This is a genomic window from Stenotrophomonas sp. 1337 (genome assembly GCF_031455455.1).
GTDB lineage: Bacteria > Pseudomonadota > Gammaproteobacteria > Xanthomonadales > Xanthomonadaceae > Stenotrophomonas > Stenotrophomonas indicatrix.
In genome coordinates, this window is record NZ_JAVDSR010000019.1 from 22421 (window position 1) to 37536 (window position 15116).

General features: G+C 67.0%; 16 protein-coding genes. 4 read left to right on the plus strand and 12 right to left on the minus strand.

Annotated elements, in window-relative coordinates; genetic code table 11:
- Positions 1 to 269: 269 nt before the first annotated feature.
- Positions 270 to 833, minus strand: coding sequence for an adenylate kinase (locus tag J2X70_RS19160; protein WP_025874177.1), 564 nt, complete (start codon positions 831 to 833; stop codon positions 270 to 272).
- 136 nt (positions 834 to 969) lie between these two features.
- Between J2X70_RS19160 and J2X70_RS19165 the strand changes: the two genes are divergently transcribed.
- Entirely contained in the window at positions 970 to 2226 is a 1257-nt protein-coding gene (locus J2X70_RS19165) for a 6-phosphofructokinase (protein WP_025874176.1), read from the plus strand.
- 31 nt (positions 2227 to 2257) lie between these two features.
- Positions 2258 to 2647 carry a DUF488 family protein gene (locus J2X70_RS19170; RefSeq protein ID WP_105164601.1) on the plus strand — a complete coding sequence of 130 codons (390 nt, stop codon included), beginning with the start codon at positions 2258 to 2260 and terminating at the stop codon, positions 2645 to 2647.
- A gap of 271 nt (positions 2648 to 2918) precedes the next feature.
- On the opposite strand, the gene J2X70_RS19175 is transcribed toward J2X70_RS19170, so the two are convergent.
- Positions 2919 to 3422, minus strand: coding sequence for a hypothetical protein (locus J2X70_RS19175; protein ID WP_105164602.1), 504 nt, complete (start codon positions 3420 to 3422; stop codon positions 2919 to 2921).
- Between the two features lie 306 nt (positions 3423 to 3728).
- On the opposite strand from J2X70_RS19175, the gene J2X70_RS19180 reads away from it, so the two are divergent.
- Positions 3729 to 5756 (plus strand): sodium-translocating pyrophosphatase, encoded by a 2028-nt coding sequence (locus tag J2X70_RS19180; protein WP_263929490.1) that lies wholly within the window; start codon positions 3729 to 3731, stop codon positions 5754 to 5756.
- A gap of 93 nt (positions 5757 to 5849) precedes the next feature.
- Here J2X70_RS19180 and J2X70_RS19185 read toward each other — a convergent pair whose 3' ends face one another.
- The 5 genes from J2X70_RS19185 to J2X70_RS19205 are packed head-to-tail and all read right to left on the minus strand — an operon-like array spanning position 5850 to position 8801.
- Positions 5850 to 6569: an energy transducer TonB gene (locus J2X70_RS19185; protein ID WP_301865709.1), complete on the minus strand. Its 720-nt coding sequence runs from the start codon at positions 6567 to 6569 to the stop codon at positions 5850 to 5852.
- Positions 6566 to 6991 (minus strand): TonB system transport protein ExbD, encoded by a 426-nt coding sequence (gene exbD, locus J2X70_RS19190; RefSeq protein ID WP_032976747.1) that lies wholly within the window; start codon positions 6989 to 6991, stop codon positions 6566 to 6568. The genes J2X70_RS19185 and exbD overlap by 4 nt, the downstream gene beginning before the upstream one ends.
- A gap of 8 nt (positions 6992 to 6999) precedes the next feature.
- Positions 7000 to 7728: a tonB-system energizer ExbB gene (gene exbB, locus J2X70_RS19195; RefSeq protein WP_309911722.1), complete on the minus strand. Its 729-nt coding sequence runs from the start codon at positions 7726 to 7728 to the stop codon at positions 7000 to 7002.
- Positions 7715 to 8182 carry a YbaN family protein gene (locus J2X70_RS19200; protein ID WP_218787953.1) on the minus strand — a complete coding sequence of 156 codons (468 nt, stop codon included), beginning with the start codon at positions 8180 to 8182 and terminating at the stop codon, positions 7715 to 7717. The genes exbB and J2X70_RS19200 overlap by 14 nt, the downstream gene beginning before the upstream one ends.
- A gap of 31 nt (positions 8183 to 8213) precedes the next feature.
- Positions 8214 to 8801 carry a biliverdin-producing heme oxygenase gene (locus tag J2X70_RS19205; RefSeq protein ID WP_263929489.1) on the minus strand — a complete coding sequence of 196 codons (588 nt, stop codon included), beginning with the start codon at positions 8799 to 8801 and terminating at the stop codon, positions 8214 to 8216.
- Between the two features lie 107 nt (positions 8802 to 8908).
- Between J2X70_RS19205 and J2X70_RS19210 the strand changes: the two genes are divergently transcribed.
- The gene (locus J2X70_RS19210; RefSeq protein ID WP_032976752.1) at positions 8909 to 9166 is read left to right on the plus strand and encodes a DUF2789 domain-containing protein; all 258 of its coding nucleotides are present in this window, start codon (positions 8909 to 8911) and stop codon (positions 9164 to 9166) included.
- Positions 9167 to 9308: 142 nt separating this feature from the next.
- On the opposite strand, the gene J2X70_RS19215 is transcribed toward J2X70_RS19210, so the two are convergent.
- The 5 genes from J2X70_RS19215 to J2X70_RS19235 form a co-directional block, all read right to left on the minus strand.
- Entirely contained in the window at positions 9309 to 12224 is a 2916-nt protein-coding gene (locus tag J2X70_RS19215; RefSeq protein ID WP_080149886.1) for a TonB-dependent receptor, read from the minus strand.
- A gap of 168 nt (positions 12225 to 12392) precedes the next feature.
- The gene (locus J2X70_RS19220; RefSeq protein ID WP_263929487.1) at positions 12393 to 13334 is read right to left on the minus strand and encodes a FecR domain-containing protein; all 942 of its coding nucleotides are present in this window, start codon (positions 13332 to 13334) and stop codon (positions 12393 to 12395) included.
- A gap of 103 nt (positions 13335 to 13437) precedes the next feature.
- Complete coding sequence (locus J2X70_RS19225) at positions 13438 to 13938, minus strand: RNA polymerase sigma factor (RefSeq protein ID WP_309911727.1); 501 nt, start codon at positions 13936 to 13938, stop codon at positions 13438 to 13440.
- An 85-nt stretch (positions 13939 to 14023) separates the two neighbouring features.
- Positions 14024 to 14500: a hypothetical protein gene (locus tag J2X70_RS19230; RefSeq protein ID WP_263929486.1), complete on the minus strand. Its 477-nt coding sequence runs from the start codon at positions 14498 to 14500 to the stop codon at positions 14024 to 14026.
- Positions 14500 to 14991 (minus strand): hypothetical protein, encoded by a 492-nt coding sequence (locus J2X70_RS19235; protein ID WP_025874162.1) that lies wholly within the window; start codon positions 14989 to 14991, stop codon positions 14500 to 14502. Before J2X70_RS19235 ends, J2X70_RS19230 begins: the two co-directional genes overlap by 1 nt.
- Positions 14992 to 15116: the final 125 nt, after the last annotated feature.

Below are 15116 nucleotides of genomic sequence, written 5' to 3' on the forward strand. Positions count from 1 at the left end.
AGAACCCCTACAGCTGCTGTGAGAAAACTCCAGCCACATGTCAGGGAATTCCTGATAGCGATGTTCTGTGAACCCGGACACAATTCAGGATGCCAGCCGCAGTACCCGAACCGGTCCTACTCCCCAAGAGGCCATCCCCAAGGGAGCTCATGCTGTGGGGGCCCTGAGCAAGCCCTTTGCTGGCACCTATGAAACGAAACAGGCCTGATCCTCGCGGATCAGGCCTGTTTTTTGCGCCTGCGGTGGCCGGCATCAACCGGCCACGAGGGTCAGCGCTTGATCGCCGCCAGGATGCGGGCTTCGATCTCGTCCAGTTCGCCGACGCCATCGACGCGGGCCAGGGTGCCCCGGCCGGCGTAGAAGTCCACCACCGGAGCAGTCTGCTCGGTGTAGACCTGCAGGCGCTTGCGCACCGATTCCGGATTGTCGTCGGCGCGGCCCTGCTCCTGCGCACGGCCGGCGATGCGCTCGACCAGCAGTTCGGTGGCCACGTCCAGCTGCACCACCGCATCCAGCGGCTGGCCGATCTCGGCCAGCATGCCGTCCAGCGCGTTGGCCTGGGCCACATTGCGCGGATAGCCGTCAAGGATGAAGCCCTTGGCGACATCGGCCTGGGCCAGGCGCGACTTCAGCATGCCCAGCAGGATCTCATCGGACACCAGGTTGCCGGCATCCATCACCGACTTGGCCTGCTTGCCCAGCTCCGAGCCGGCGGCAATTTCAGCGCGCAGCATGTCGCCGGTGGAAATGTGGGCGATCTCGAGCTTTTCCTTCAGGCGCGTCGCCTGTGTCCCCTTGCCCGAACCGGGCGGTCCCAACAGAACCAATCGCATTGACCTGACTCCAACGTGTTGAAAATAAAGAAGGTTCGCGCCCCGGACGGTCCGGTATCGCTGCACCGCAATAGCGCCACTTTAGCGCATCCGGGTAATGTCCCTGCAATGTCCCCTCCCCCGAACAGGTAGAAGCATGCGCAATGGCACCCTCCTTTACGCCCAGTCCGGCGGCGTCACCGCCGTCATCAACGCCACTGCCGCGGCGGTGATCGAACAGGCCCGCGCCAAGGGAATCAAGGTCCTGGCTGCGCGCAACGGCATCCTAGGCGCCCTGCGCGAGGAGCTGATCGACACCAGCAAGGAGAGTGCTGCGGCCATCCGCGCCCTGGCCCACACCCCCGGCGGCGCGTTCGGCTCGTGCCGGGTCAAGCTGAAATCGCTGGAGGCCGACCGTGCCCGTTACGACCGCCTGCTGGAGGTCCTGCGCGCCCATGACGTGCGCTGGTTCCTCTACAACGGCGGCAACGACTCGGCCGACACCGCACTGAAGGTGTCGCAGCTGGCAAAAAGCTCCGGCTACGACCTGACCTGCATCGGCGTGCCCAAGACCATCGACAACGATCTGGCGGTGACCGACACCTGCCCCGGCTTCGGCTCGGCGGCCAAGTACACGGCCGTGTCCGTGCGCGAAGCGGCGTTGGACGTGGCGGCGATGGCCGAGACCTCCACCCGCGTCTTCATCTACGAGGCGATGGGCCGCCACGCCGGCTGGCTGGCCGCGGCCGCCGGCCTGGCCGGCACCGGCGAGGACGACGCCCCGCACATCATCCTGCTGCCCGAGCGCGCCTATGACGAGGCCGCGTTCCTGGCCAAGGTCAAGGCCGTGGTCGCGCGCGTGGGCTACTGCGTGGTGGTGGCGTCGGAAGGCATCGCCACCGCCGATGGCCGCTTCGTCGCCGACGCCGGCGGCGGCAAGGACTCCTTCGGCCATTCGCAGCTGGGCGGCGTGGCCGCGCATCTGGCCGGGCGGGTCAAGGACCAGTTGGGGCTGAAGGTGCACTGGGCCCTGCCCGACTACCTGCAGCGCTCAGCCCGCCACCTGGCCAGCAAAACCGACTGGGAACAGGCCCAGGCGGTCGGCAAGGCCGCGGTGCAGCTGGCGCTGAAGGGCCAGAACGGGGTGATGCCGGTGATCGTGCGCAGCAGCGATGCACCGTATCGCTGGAAGATCGAAGCCGCACCGCTGTCGAAGATTGCCAACCACGAGAAGAAGATGCCGGCCAGCTTCATCCGTCGCGATGGATTCGGCATCACGGCCAAGGCGCGCGCCTACCTGCAGCCGTTGATCAAGGGCGAAGCACCGTTGCCCTACGGTAGCGATGGCCTGCCCAAGTACGTGACGCTGAAGAACGTGGCGGTGAAGCAGAAGCTGCCTGCGTTCGAAGGCTGACCCCCTCCGTCCCCTTTTTGCGAGGAATGCCATGGCGTTGCGTGTTGTTCGACTTGGCTCAGCGCGCGCGCCCGGTGAAGGCCTGCGCATCGGCACCGTGCGGCGCCCGCCGCGCGGTGTGCCGCGCAGCGAATTTGCCCGGCAGGACTGGTACGACGTGTGGTTCCCGACGCTGTCACCCAGCGCGGAGCTGGTGAAACAGGCGCATGAGGCGAAGAGCGCCGCCGACTGGACGGCGTTCTTCCGTCACTACAACGCCGAAATGAAGGCGCCCGATGCAGCGCATGCGCTGGACCTGCTCGCAGCGCTGTCGCAGCACAGCGATATCGCGGTGGGCTGCTATTGCGAGGACGAGGCGCATTGCCACCGGTCGGCGCTGCGCGATCTTCTGGTGGCGCGTGGGGCGAGGCTTGCGGATTGATCGCGGGGTTGCCGGCCAGCGGCCGGCACTACCCAGGTCTCACACCCAGTAGATCCACGCCATGCGTGGATGCTCGGCCTCAATTGCAGGCTTTGCCCAGGTCTCCCATCCAGTAGATCCACGCCATGCGTGGATGCTCGGCCTCAATTGCAGGCCTTGCCCAGGTCTCACACCCAGTAGATCCACGCCATGCGTGGATGCTTGGCCTCAATTGCAGGCTTTGCCCAAGTCTCCCTCCCAGTAGATCCACGCCATGCGTGGATGCTCGGCCTCAATTGCAGGCTTTGCCTTCCATCTGCAGCTGCGCGGCGAACATCGTCACCTGCGGGATCTTGCCGGCAGCGGCCTGCTTCTTGGCTTCCTCCAGATAGATGCGCGACTGTCCCTGCCCATCCAGCGCCTGGGCGTTGTTCACCGGCAGACGCCACACGCGCACCACCGCCTGCTGCGCCGGGCAGGCGGCATTCGGAACACGGATCACATCATTGAGTTTCCAGCCCTTGTCAGCACTCGGCTGCGCCTTGCTGTAGTCGACAAAGCGGGCACGCGGCTGGCACTGCTCGCTGGTGCGCACCGCCGAGAAACGATAGGGCTCCGCGGCCTGGCCGGTGAACGCGCCTTCCAGGCGGGCACAGGCTTCGGGAATCTGCCGCAGCGTGTGCACCGCGCCGATCGCTTGTGGTGCACCCACCGCGCGCTGCAGTTCCGGTGCTTCCGCCGCGAAGGCAGGCAGGGCCGGGGCCAGAACGGCAAGCATCAACAGGGACAGGCGCATGGGGATTCTCCGACGGGACTGCGCGCAGGCTTGCAGAGGTTGGCTTAACGGGGTGCAAAGGTGGCGATGGGGACGACGGATATCGCGTCGTTGCAGCAACCGCTGCGCTCGCCGGGCGCGGCCCGGCGCTACCATCCGGGCGCGGGTGCACGCATACTGCGGACACCAGGGAATGCTGAACACCGCCATACGTCGGACGACCACCAAGGTCGGTACGGGTTGGTTCCAGGCTGCAGCCCGTCGTCCCCCTCGTGGTGCCGTTCATCGCCACTGGATGCTTGTCCATCCATTCTGCGGAGGGGTCTAATGCTGGAACGTCACGGGCTGTCATTGGCGCTGGGCTGCGCCATTCTCGCGATCCTGTACGGAATCGTCTCGGCGCGCTGGATCCTGCGCCAACCCACCGGCAATGAACGCATGGTCGCCATCGCCACGGCCATCCAGGAAGGCGCGCGCGCCTACCTCAACCGCCAGTACCTGACCATCGGCATCGCCGGCGTGGTGCTGTTCGTGCTGGTCGGCACCTTCCTGAGCTGGTACACCGCGATCGGCTTCGCGGTCGGTGCGGTGCTGTCCGGTGCAGCAGGCTACATCGGCATGAACGTGTCGGTGCGCGCCAACGTACGCACCGCAGAGGCGGCGCGCCACGGCATCAGCGCGGCAATGGACGTGGCCTTCCGCGGCGGTGCGATCACCGGCATGCTGGTGGTCGGCCTGGGCCTGCTCGGCGTGGCCGGCTACTACGCGTTGCTGCTGCGCATGGGCCTGCCGATGGAACAGGCACTGCATGCACTGGTCGGCCTGGCCTTCGGCTCATCGCTGATCTCGATCTTCGCGCGCCTGGGCGGCGGCATCTTCACCAAGGGGGCCGATGTCGGCGCCGATCTGGTCGGCAAGGTCGAAGCGGGCATTCCCGAAGACGACCCGCGCAACCCGGCGGTGATCGCCGACAACGTCGGCGACAACGTGGGCGACTGCGCCGGCATGGCCGCCGACCTGTTTGAAACCTATGCGGTCACCGTGATCGCCACCATGCTGCTGGGCAGCCTGATGCTGGCCGAGGCCGGCGCCAATGCGGTGCTGTATCCGCTGGTGCTGGGCGGTGTTTCGATCATCGCTTCGATCATCGGCGCGCTGTTTGTGAAGGTGAAGCCCGGTGGCTCGATCATGGGCGCGCTGTACAAGGGCGTGATTGTCTCTGGTGTGCTGGCAGCGATCGCGTTCTATCCGATCACCACAGGACTGATGGCGGACAACGTGTACGGGCCGATGGCGCTGTATGGCTGTGCGCTGATCGGCCTGGTATTGACCGGCCTGATCGTGTGGATCACCGAGTACTACACCGGTACTCAGTACAAGCCGGTGCAACATGTGGCACAGGCCTCGACCACCGGCCATGGCACCAACATCATCGCCGGCCTCGGCATCTCGATGAAGTCCACCGCGCTGCCGGTGATTGCCGTCTGCGCGGCGATCTGGGGCGCGCACGCGCTGGCCGGTTTGTACGGCATCGCCATCGCCGCCACCGCCATGCTGTCGATGGCGGGCATGATCGTCGCACTCGATGCCTACGGGCCGATCACCGACAACGCTGGTGGCATCGCCGAGATGGCAGAGCTGCCTTCGGAGATCCGCGACATCACCGATCCGCTGGATGCGGTGGGCAACACCACCAAGGCGGTCACCAAGGGCTATGCCATCGGTTCGGCAGCACTGGCCGCGCTGGTGTTGTTCGCCGACTACACGCACAACCTGCAGGCGGCCAATCCCGGCCAGGAGTTCCGCTTCGACCTCAGCGACCACACGGTGATCATCGGCCTGCTGATCGGTGGCCTGATTCCGTACCTGTTCGGTGCGATGGCGATGGAAGCCGTCGGTCGCGCGGCCGGCGCGGTCGTGGAGGAAGTGCGGCGGCAGTTCCGCGAGATTCCCGGCATCATGCAGGGCACCGCCAAGCCGCAGTACGACAAGGCGGTGGATATGCTGACCCGCTCGGCGATCCGCGAAATGATCGTACCGTCGCTGCTGCCGGTGGCCGTGCCGGTGGTGGTCGGCCTGCTGCTGGGGCCACGCGCGCTGGGTGGGCTGCTGATCGGCACGATCGTCACCGGGCTGTTCGTGGCCATTTCGATGACCACCGGCGGCGGTGCCTGGGACAACGCCAAGAAGTACATCGAGGATGGCCACTTCGGCGGCAAGGGCAGCGAGGCACACAAGGCAGCGGTGACCGGCGACACCGTCGGTGACCCGTACAAGGACACCGCCGGCCCGGCGATCAACCCGCTGATCAAGATCATCAACATCGTGGCGCTGCTGCTGGTGCCGTTGCTGTAGATCCACGCCATGCGTGGATGGCGGCTCCGATGGGGTCGCCTCCGATGGGGTCAGAGCCCTTTCCTGCGGGAAGGGATCCGACCCCGCCGACGATCACCGCCCGCGCAGGAAGAACGCGACGGGTACCATCACCTCCACCGGGTCGCCGGCCACATCGGCCGGCGGTGCCGGCACCGGGCTGGCGCGCTGCACCGTGTCCAGCGTCTCCTGGTCGAGCAGTGCGAAGCCGCTGCTGCGCTCGATACGCGGCGCCGATACGCGGCCGTCGCGGGCAACGGCAAAGCGCACATAGGCCACGCCCTGCTGGCGCAACCGTTCGGACTGGCGTGGATAGCGCCGATGCTGTTGCAGGTGTCCCAGCAGCACCCCCTGCCAGGTGGCGTTGGCACTGCTGCGTTCGCCGGCCGTGGTACGCGGTGCGGCGTAGCTCGCTGCGGCCTGGGCAGGAACGTCCGGCGGCGCCAGCGTGCGATCGATGTTGCTGTCCGCCGCTTCCTCTGCCGGTTTCGCAGGTGGCTCGGCCGGGGCCGCCAGTTCGCCTTGGGGCAGCATCGGCGCCTTGATCTGTTCTTGTTGCCTGGGCACGGTCACGCGCCGCTGCTGCTCCTGCTGCAGCGGTCCGGCCGGCAGCGCGCGCGGCGGTACCGGTGGGGCCTGTGCGGCGGGAGCCAGTTCCAGCATCAAGGCGGCAGGAGGTGCCGCTGCGACGACCCGCGGCGTACGCGATGCCCACCACCACGCCGTAGCGATCAGCACCGCATGGGCCAGCAGCACGATCGCCAGGCTGGTTGCCCAGCGCTGCAGCCCGCTCATCGTGCGCCCTGCTCCAACCCGACCAGGGCGACCTTCAGGTAACCGGCACTGCGCAACGCATCCAACGTCGCCATCAGGTCTCCATAGGAGACGCGCTGATCGGCACGCAGATAGAGGCGCTGCGACGTATCGCCGTGCGTTGCCGAGCGCAGCGCAGAGGCGAGGCCATCGCGTGCCACCGGCGCCTCGCCCACCCGCAGCGACAGATCGGCCTGCACGGTCACATACACCGGCGCATTTTCTGCCGGCGCCGCCTGCGCACTACTGGCAGGAAGCTGCACCGGCACCGACACCGTGGCCAGCGGCGCGGCCACCATGAAGATGATCAGCAGCACCAGCATCACGTCGATGAAGGGCGTGACATTGATCTCGTGAGCTTCTTCCGGGGTGTCATCGCGTGTGGATGCGGTCCTGATCGCCATGGCGTGCCTCAGTTCACTGCACGCAGCGTGCCTGTCGGCGCCCGGCGTGCAGCCCGATCCAGATCACGCGACACCAGCTGCTGCACAGCCGCGGAAAGATCGCCCAGCAGGCCGCGCAGGCCTGCCAGCACCCGAGTGAAGTGGTTGTAGACCAGTACCGCCGGGATCGCCGCGACCAGACCGAGCGCTGTAGCCAGCAGCGCCTCGGCAATACCTGGCGCCACCACGGCAAGGTTGGTGGTATTGCTGTGGGCGATGCCGATGAAGCTGTTCATGATGCCCCACACGGTGCCGAACAGGCCTACGAACGGCGCCACCGCGCCAATGCTGGCAAGCACGCCGATGCCACGACGCTGGTTGCGTGCGGTCTCCAGTTCCAGGCGCTCCAGTCGTGATGCCACCCGCTCCTTGATCCCCTCGCGGTGATCAAGTTCCTGCGACAGATGCAGTTCGGTGCGCGCGAAATCCAGCATGGCTGCGGCGATGTTCTGCTGCAGTGCGGGCTCGCCGCCTGCGACCGGCAGGCTGGGTGCCGACAGCAGCACGCTTCGCGCCAGGCGCAGCGCGCGTGCCTGCCGGGCCAGTTCCCAGCCCTTGGCCAGCAGCACGGTCCAGGTGGCCAGCGAGGCCACGGCCAAGGCGATCATCACGCCCTTCACCACCACATCGGCGGCCAGGTACATGCCCCAGGGGGTCAGTGCGGGGGCGGCCATGGGAGCCAGATCAGCAGGCAGCATCGTCGGAGGTTCCATTGGAATCGGTAGAAGCAGTGCGACGGCGGGCAGCGCGCGGATCGGTGGCGTCGTCCACGCCCACCAGCGGCGCTGGATCGAAACGGGGTGCCGGTCGACTCAGGACATAACCGGCACTGACCGCAAAGAACAGGCCCACGCCCAGCAGCAGACGCCAGGACGGGTGTGCGCCCCAGCAGAACATCGCGAATCCCACCGCCATGCCGGCGCTGGCAAACGCCTTGCCTTTGCGCGATACCGCGCCCTGCTCACGCCACAGGCGCAGCGACGGACCGTAGCGCGGATGGGAAAGCAGCCGCTGTTCGAACCTGGGCGAACTGCGTGCGAAGCAGCCCACCGCCAGGATCAGGAAAATGGTGGTCGGCATGACCGGCAGCAGTGCGCCGATCACCCCCAGCGCGACCATCAACCAGCCGAGCGCGAACCAGAGCCAGCGCATCAATCGCGCGCCAGCGGGCGGTGCAGGTACATCAGGAGAACTCCACTTCAACATGGCCGTGCACGCTGCGGAACGCGGCATCGGCGGCATCGATCACTTCCTGTTCCTGTACCGGCGACAGCACCACTGCATCGAGAGCAGCAGTGAATTCGCGCCAATGCCGCGCGGCCCCATCGGGGTGTGCCGCCAGGTGACGAGCACCAAAGCTCCGATCCAGGCCGAGTGCAGCGGCCATCTTGTAGAGCACGGTGCCGCCCAGGTTGGAACCTTCGGCAACATACAACCAGCCCAACGCGGTCGGCAGCGGCAGGTCGTCGCGGAGGGCCGCGATGTCCTCGCCCGGCAGCGCCTGCTCCAGGTCCTGCAGGTCGCAGCGCACCTGCTGCAGGCGGCGACGCTCCGCCAGGTCCGGCAGCAATGCGTCCAGCGCAGGGCTGGCGTACAACGCGTCGATGCTGCGGTGGAAGCGGTACTGCACGCGCAGGAAGCGAGCGAAATTGCGGCGGTCGGCGAAGATGTCGCCGGCCATGATGCGCTTGTCGAGGGCGCCATGGCTGTCACGGGTGGCGGCCTTCAGCCGCACGCTGCGGCTGTCTTCGAGGGATGTCTGAACGGTCATCGGGAGTGCCAGGGAAAGCGTCCCCCTGTAGACGATCCTGGCGAGGGTTCCCCCAACCCTGCTTGCGTCGATAATGCAGGTTCCTTTCCATTGCCAGGGCACCACCGATGATCACCACCGAACCGCGCATGACCAACCTGTTCCTGCAGCTGGGCCTGGATGCCAGTGCCGAGGGCATTGCCCGGTTCATCGCCGACCATCAGCTGGCCGCCGGCGTGGAAGTGGCCGATGCCCCGTACTGGAACGAAGCCCAACGCCAGTTCCTGGCCGAATCGCTGCAGGCCGATGCGGCATGGACCACCGTGGTGGACGAACTGAATGAAGCGCTGCACGAAGCGGCGGTGAAGGCCGCGACCGGGCTGTAAGCGCCTGGCGGCAGCGCCGGGCATGGCCCGGCGCCCCCCAGTAGATCCACGCCATGCGTGGATGACCGGACCCGATGGGGCCAGATCCCTTTCCGCGGGAAAGGGATCCGACCCCTCCACCGGTGCAAGCGTGGAGGGTTGATCAATACCGCCAGGTAAAGGCCAGTCGCGCAGTCCGGCCAGGTGCGGGCATCACGCCCAGCGCCAGCGGATCCAGGTAGTAGCGGTCGGTCACGTTGTCCACGTTCGCTTCCACCGACAGCTGGTCGTTGAAGCTCCAGCTCGCAAACAGATCCACCAGTGTGGTCGGCCGGTACAGCTGCTGGATCGCCGACAGGCCGACGTTCCATTCCTTGTCCAGCTTGCTGATCGGGCCAGCGTTGTGGACCACGCGGGTGCCGAAGGTCAGCCGCTCGTCGAACAGGCGCGAGCCCAGGGTCAGGTTGACCATGTAGCGCGGCGGGTTCTGGGTGTTGCTGTAGGAGCCTTCGAAACCACCATCCACGCAGTCCGGCGTGCCGACCAGTTCCTCGATCCTGCGCTGGACACCGTAGGCGCGGCGTTCGGCCGCGATGTCCGGTGCGCAGGTCTTGGCCTTGAAGTAGTAGTGCGCCGACAGATCGGCAAACACCTTGCCGCTGTCATAGCTGGACTGGAACTCCATGCCCGACACCTTGAAGCGGTCGACGTTGCGGATCAGTCCGGCCGACAGGGTGCGGTAGTCGCGGGTGATCAGGTCATCGATGCGGGTATCGAAGTAGGCCAGCTTCAGCGCCAGGCGGTCACCGGCAGTGAACAGGTCGTGCTGGATCGTGCTCGCGCCCAGTTCCCAGCTGTGCGCACGCTCGGGCTTGAGTTCATCCACCGGCTTGGCCGCGGTGAACAGGCCGAGCGTGGTTTCGAACAGACTCGGCAGCTTGGTGCCTTCTGCGTACTTCAGGTAGACCATGCTGTCTTCGCTGAAACGGAAGGCCACACTGGCGGTCGGCGAGAACGCGCTGTCACGACGGCGGATCGGCTGCGACCAGGTCCAGCTCACCGGTACCTTCAGGTCCTCCGCGGCGTCAGCGTCATGGAAGTTCCAGCCACCGATGTCACCGACGGTGCCCTTCTTGTACGGGGAGGCCAGCAGCGACTCCTGGGTGAAGTTGCCGTTGGCGTCCGGATACCAGTTCAACAGGGCGATGCGCTTGGCCCGCCACGACGGCAGCTTGGGATTGCCGTTGAGCAGTTCGGTGTAGCGGTATTGACCCTGCACTTCGTATCCGTCCGGCGTGGCCAGGCGGTTGCGGTCATGCACGTCCACGCGGTTCCAGCGCCCACCCAGCAGCATCTCCCAGTGTTCGTCCGGTGCCCACTTCAGCGATGCCACCGCACTGTATTCCTTGCGCTCGGCATTGCGCAGGAAGCGGTTGTTGACCAGGTCGTCGTGCATGATCGGCCCGGAGCTGCCCGGGGCGATGTCCTCGTCGCTGTAGGACAGGCCGTAATCGAGGGTGAAGCGGCCGGCACTGCCGTCGAACACCGAGGTGTTGCTGGCGTCCAGGCCGAAGCGCTTCTGCCGCAACGGGTTGCGGTAGGCATCCTTGTAGCCGGGATTGCCACTGAAGCTGGGTGCGTCGTACCACTCGGTGCGGCGATCGAAGTACCAGGGGGTGATGCCGGTCAGGCTGTTGTACATCACGCTGTCGGCGTCGGTGTACCACGCGTTGACGCGCAGGTCGATCAGCTCGCTGTCCGGGTTGAACCGGTAGCGCAGGCTGTAGCTGTCCATGTCCACATGGCCCGGGTCCCACTGCGGCACGCGGTCGCGGTCGACGCGGATGATCTGCGACGCCATGATCTCGCCCGCAGTACCTTCGTAACGACGATAGCCCGCTTCCAGCGTCTGCGCGTCGTCGATGCGCCAGGTGCCCTTGAGCAGGGTCGACTTCGAGCGCGAGGAAGTGTTGAACACTTCGGTGCGTGGCGGATTCAGCGGCGCCAGCGTGCGACGGGTCTGCGGAAAGTCGTCATAGCCGTGCTTGCCGGAGAAGTAGTTGCCGTTGTCGCGGTATGCATAGGCGGCCACCAGGTCGAAGCGGTCCCAGTGACCGGCAGCGGCCACGTTGAAGAACTGGCTGCCGGTGGCACTACGATCGCTGCGCGGCGCGGCTTCGTAGCCGGGCAGGTTGTTGGCGCTGCCGTTGGCCAGCCCCCCGCGCACGCGCACGCCGACATCACGCCCCTCGCGCAGCACGTCATCGACATTCAGCGTTTCCATTTCGACCACGCCACCGATGCCGCCGGAGGCATTGGCCTGCAGGCTCGGGCCCTTGGTGATGGTCAGGCGCGAGATCAGGTCCGGGTCGAGATAGGTGCGCTGCGACTGGCCGGCATAGCCACGGTAGGTGTCCATGCTGGACTGGCCACCGTCGATGATGACCGGCACCCGGCTCTGGCCCTGGATGCCGCGGATGTTGACGTCGAAGCCGTTGCCCACGCGCGGATCGCCCGCAGTGACACCGGCCACGCCCTTGACGATGTCGCCGTTGGACGTGCCGCGGAAACGCTCCAGCGCGACGCGGCCGATGGTGGTGGTCGACCCCACGCTGCGGTAGCTGTCGAGCAGGCGCGCTTCATCGCTGACCGCACCGCCCTGCACGCGGTCTCCGGCCACGCTGAGGGTATCGGTGACGATCACGCCGCCCGTCTGTCCCGCCGCAGCGACCTCCAGCGTGACCGCATCGGCGCTTACCCGGCGCACGCTCAGGCCGCTGCCGCGCAGCAGGCGGGCGAGGGCCTCGTCGGCTGACAGCGTGCCACTGACCGGTTGCGAGATCACGCCCTTGGCCAGCGTGCTCGGATAGACCACCTGCACACCGGACTGGCGCATGTAGGCGCGCAGTGCATCGTCCAGCGGTTGGTCGGGAATATCAAAGTGCTGGGCCGCTGCCGGAGCAGCGCTGCTGGACTGCGCCATCACGGCGGGGGCGGCGGTTGCCAGGCCGGCGGCCAGCAACGCGATGCACAGACGGGACGGGCGCGGTGCGCGGCCCGGGCGGCGGAATTCGTACATGGGGGAACCTGTCAGAGAAGCGTGGCCGCGGGCGCGGCATCATCCGCGCATGCGCGGACCCAACGACGTACGTGGCGGCGGCGGGTACGTTCGTGGATGAGACGAGTGGCGGCGCGCTTTCCCCAAGACCGATGCGTTGCATCCGCTGCATCCGCGCCTGGCGTGGTACTACCGGTACACGATCGCCACGCCCAGCGGCAGGCGGGCGACCTGCAGGCCGGCGGTGGCCGCCAGTGCATCCAGTGCCTGCTCCGGATGATCGACGCGCAGCGCCGCGCTCACGGCTGGAATCATGGAAAGATCGCCGCGCACGAAGGTCGGCCCTGCGCGATAGCGGCCGACCGCGTGCACGGCGTCGGCCACACTGGCCTGCTCCAGCAGCAGTTCGCCCTGGCGCCAGGCGCCGACGCCATCCGCAGCAACGTCAGCCAGGCGCTGCACGCCTCGGTGCTCGCCATAGCTGGCACGTTGCCCCACCTGCAGATAGGTCCAGCCGCCATCGACAGGACTGGCCACGCGTACCCGGCCCTGCCCGACTTCGGTCTCCACCCCGGCCGCAACGTGGGCGACCGTGAAAGCTGTGGAGATGTCTTCCACTACACCGTTGCCAGCAGCAACGCTGAATCGCCTCTGCGCATCGGGCGCCACGTCGAACCAGGCGCGGCCACGCAGCAGTTCAACGCGACGGCGCTGGTCATCGAAGTGCACGGCGATCGCGCTGTCGGCATCGAGCACGGCGCGGCTGCCATCGGGCAGATGCACATCCTGCACCCGGTGGTCGCTGCGATGATCCGCCTGCAGGCGCAGCCAGGCATCGGGCCAGGCCACCAGCACCGCCAGCGCAGCGGCCGTGGCCATGGCCCAGCGCAGCCGCCTCGGACGGCGCGCTGCCTGCCTGCGTTCGGTGGCGGCCGGGCGCGGGCCCACACTGCGCCACAGCATGCGCTCATGCTCGAACGAACGCCGATTCGCGGGCTCGGCCAGCCACTGCTCGAACGCGTCCATGCGCGCGTCGCTGATATCGCCGGACGCCAGGCACACGATCCAGTCCCTGGCCTGTTCGGCCACGGCATCATCGGCGGTGCTGCGGGGTGTCGGGGGCGGGCTCATCGGCTGGCAGTGGACACGGTCAGAGGTGGGCGGAAGGACTAGAGCGCATGGGCGGCCTGCGAATCAAGACGCATGGCGGGTGTGCGCCCCCAAGCCGGATCGTTCATCGGCCACTGCGCGCCCAGGCAAGCCGCTGCAGCGCGGTGCGTACGTGGTTCTCCACCGTGGTCACCGACACACCGAGGCGCCGGGCGATGTCGGCCTGGCTCAGGCCCTGCAGACGATTGAGATGAAAGATGGTACGCGTCGGCTCGGGCAGGTGGCTGGCGGCATCAAGCACACGCTGCAGTTCATCCTGCGCCATCACCTGTTCCTCGGTGGAGATCTGCTCGTCCTCCTGCCACAGGTAGTGCTCGGCCAGCAGGCGGTTGCGGCGCGTCGATTCGCGGCCGTGGTCGGTGGCGAGGTTGATGGCCAATCGATAGAGATAGGCGCGCGGATTGTCGATGCCCTGGCTGCTGTCTACCCCACGCGCCTTGAACCAGACCGCCTGGATCACGTCTTCGGCCCCGCTGTCGCCGCCGAGGATGCGCTGCACGCGTCGCAGCAGTGCCGGTCGTTCGCGGATCAGCAGTTCGGTCAGGGTGAGGGCATTGGAGGACATGCGCGGAGCCAAGGGACGGACAGGGCGGCGCGCATGCTACTCCGTTAATGCGAATAAATCACGTTTGCATTCGCAATCATCGACGTCAAAGACAGTCTGTCAGCCCGTCATAGACGCTCCTGGTCGTACCGGGCAAGGGCGCGTGGATCGCCTCATCCCCGGAACCCACCTGCCAGACCTGCAGGAGCTGCTCCAACCGGGTTCCAGATGCCAGCGGCAGCACGCATGCATAGCTGCCAAGGTCGACATCGATCCGTCCTTCCTTCCGCACCCAGGTATCGCTGCCGGCGAAGGTCCAGATACAACTGCCGACCACACCTGTCGCTCGCTCCACCGAACAGCGCAGGCGCATGGCCCACAGGTTGTAGTACTGCCCCTCGCAGAACGTGTCGCCGCAGACATCATCGAACCCGCGCACCAGCATCCGTTCGGCGGCCAGGAACCGCTCCCGGCCGGTCGCTGGATCGGGATAGTCACGGGCGTCCACGAACGCCGGCGCGGCCTGCGCAGCGCCAACCACCATCAGACCGCAGAGCAGCCATCGTGCCGGGAAAGTGCGCATCAGGCGTCCCTCCCCTGCGCCCGCAGGCAGTCGGCAAGCCCGTCGAACAGCCCATGATCGAGCCCGGGCAGCGGTGCCATCAGCCCATCCGGCGCCTCCAGCGCGGCAAAGAAGGCTTCAACCGGCACCCCGGGCCGCATCTCCACCGGGCAGGTCCAGCGACCGTTGTCGACCTGCACCTGGCCGGTGTCACCCTGCACCACCAGTTCGCTGGCCGCCAGCACCCACACACACCGCTGCACCGTGCCCCGATGGGCCAGCACCGCACAACGGAACTCCATCACCCGGTAGTTGCTGTAATCGCCTTCGCAGAAGGTATCGGCGCACACACGGTCGAACGCCTGCGCAAGCGCTCCCTCAAGCGCGTAGGCCCTGTCCCACCCGGCCTCCCGGGTCGGGTAGTGGATCAGGTCGACATGCGTCCCGCGCGCGAGCGCGGCCAACGGAGCAAGCAACAGCAGGACGCCGCAGCGCCAACGATTCCAGTTCATGGCAGGTCTCCTCGGTTCAGGGTTCCAGCCTGCCCCGGCCGCCCGGCCGGCCCCATCGGGAAACCCCGGCCTGGCCGGTCGTCGGCTACCGCGACGGCCCGTCGGCGCCCCACCCTGCACAGCGA

Coding starts and splice junctions, on each gene's coding strand:
- exbB (WP_309911722.1), bottom strand. CDS start 7,728: ATGCTGCCTGCTGATCTGGCTCCCATGGCCGCCCCCGCACTGACCCCC.
- J2X70_RS19220 (WP_263929487.1), bottom strand. CDS start 13,334: ATGAGCCCGCCCCCGACACCCCGCAGCACCGCCGATGATGCCGTGGCC.
- J2X70_RS19230 (WP_263929486.1), bottom strand. CDS start 14,500: ATGCGCACTTTCCCGGCACGATGGCTGCTCTGCGGTCTGATGGTGGTT.
- J2X70_RS19215 (WP_080149886.1), bottom strand. CDS start 12,224: ATGTACGAATTCCGCCGCCCGGGCCGCGCACCGCGCCCGTCCCGTCTG.
- J2X70_RS19165 (WP_025874176.1), top strand. CDS start 970: ATGCGCAATGGCACCCTCCTTTACGCCCAGTCCGGCGGCGTCACCGCC.
- J2X70_RS19180 (WP_263929490.1), top strand. CDS start 3,729: ATGCTGGAACGTCACGGGCTGTCATTGGCGCTGGGCTGCGCCATTCTC.
- J2X70_RS19210 (WP_032976752.1), top strand. CDS start 8,909: ATGATCACCACCGAACCGCGCATGACCAACCTGTTCCTGCAGCTGGGC.
- J2X70_RS19200 (WP_218787953.1), bottom strand. CDS start 8,182: ATGCGCTGGCTCTGGTTCGCGCTCGGCTGGTTGATGGTCGCGCTGGGG.
- J2X70_RS19235 (WP_025874162.1), bottom strand. CDS start 14,991: ATGAACTGGAATCGTTGGCGCTGCGGCGTCCTGCTGTTGCTTGCTCCG.
- J2X70_RS19170 (WP_105164601.1), top strand. CDS start 2,258: ATGGCGTTGCGTGTTGTTCGACTTGGCTCAGCGCGCGCGCCCGGTGAA.
- exbD (WP_032976747.1), bottom strand. CDS start 6,991: ATGGCGATCAGGACCGCATCCACACGCGATGACACCCCGGAAGAAGCT.
- J2X70_RS19205 (WP_263929489.1), bottom strand. CDS start 8,801: ATGACCGTTCAGACATCCCTCGAAGACAGCCGCAGCGTGCGGCTGAAG.
- J2X70_RS19175 (WP_105164602.1), bottom strand. CDS start 3,422: ATGCGCCTGTCCCTGTTGATGCTTGCCGTTCTGGCCCCGGCCCTGCCT.
- J2X70_RS19185 (WP_301865709.1), bottom strand. CDS start 6,569: ATGAGCGGGCTGCAGCGCTGGGCAACCAGCCTGGCGATCGTGCTGCTG.
- J2X70_RS19225 (WP_309911727.1), bottom strand. CDS start 13,938: ATGTCCTCCAATGCCCTCACCCTGACCGAACTGCTGATCCGCGAACGA.
- J2X70_RS19160 (WP_025874177.1), bottom strand. CDS start 833: ATGCGATTGGTTCTGTTGGGACCGCCCGGTTCGGGCAAGGGGACACAG.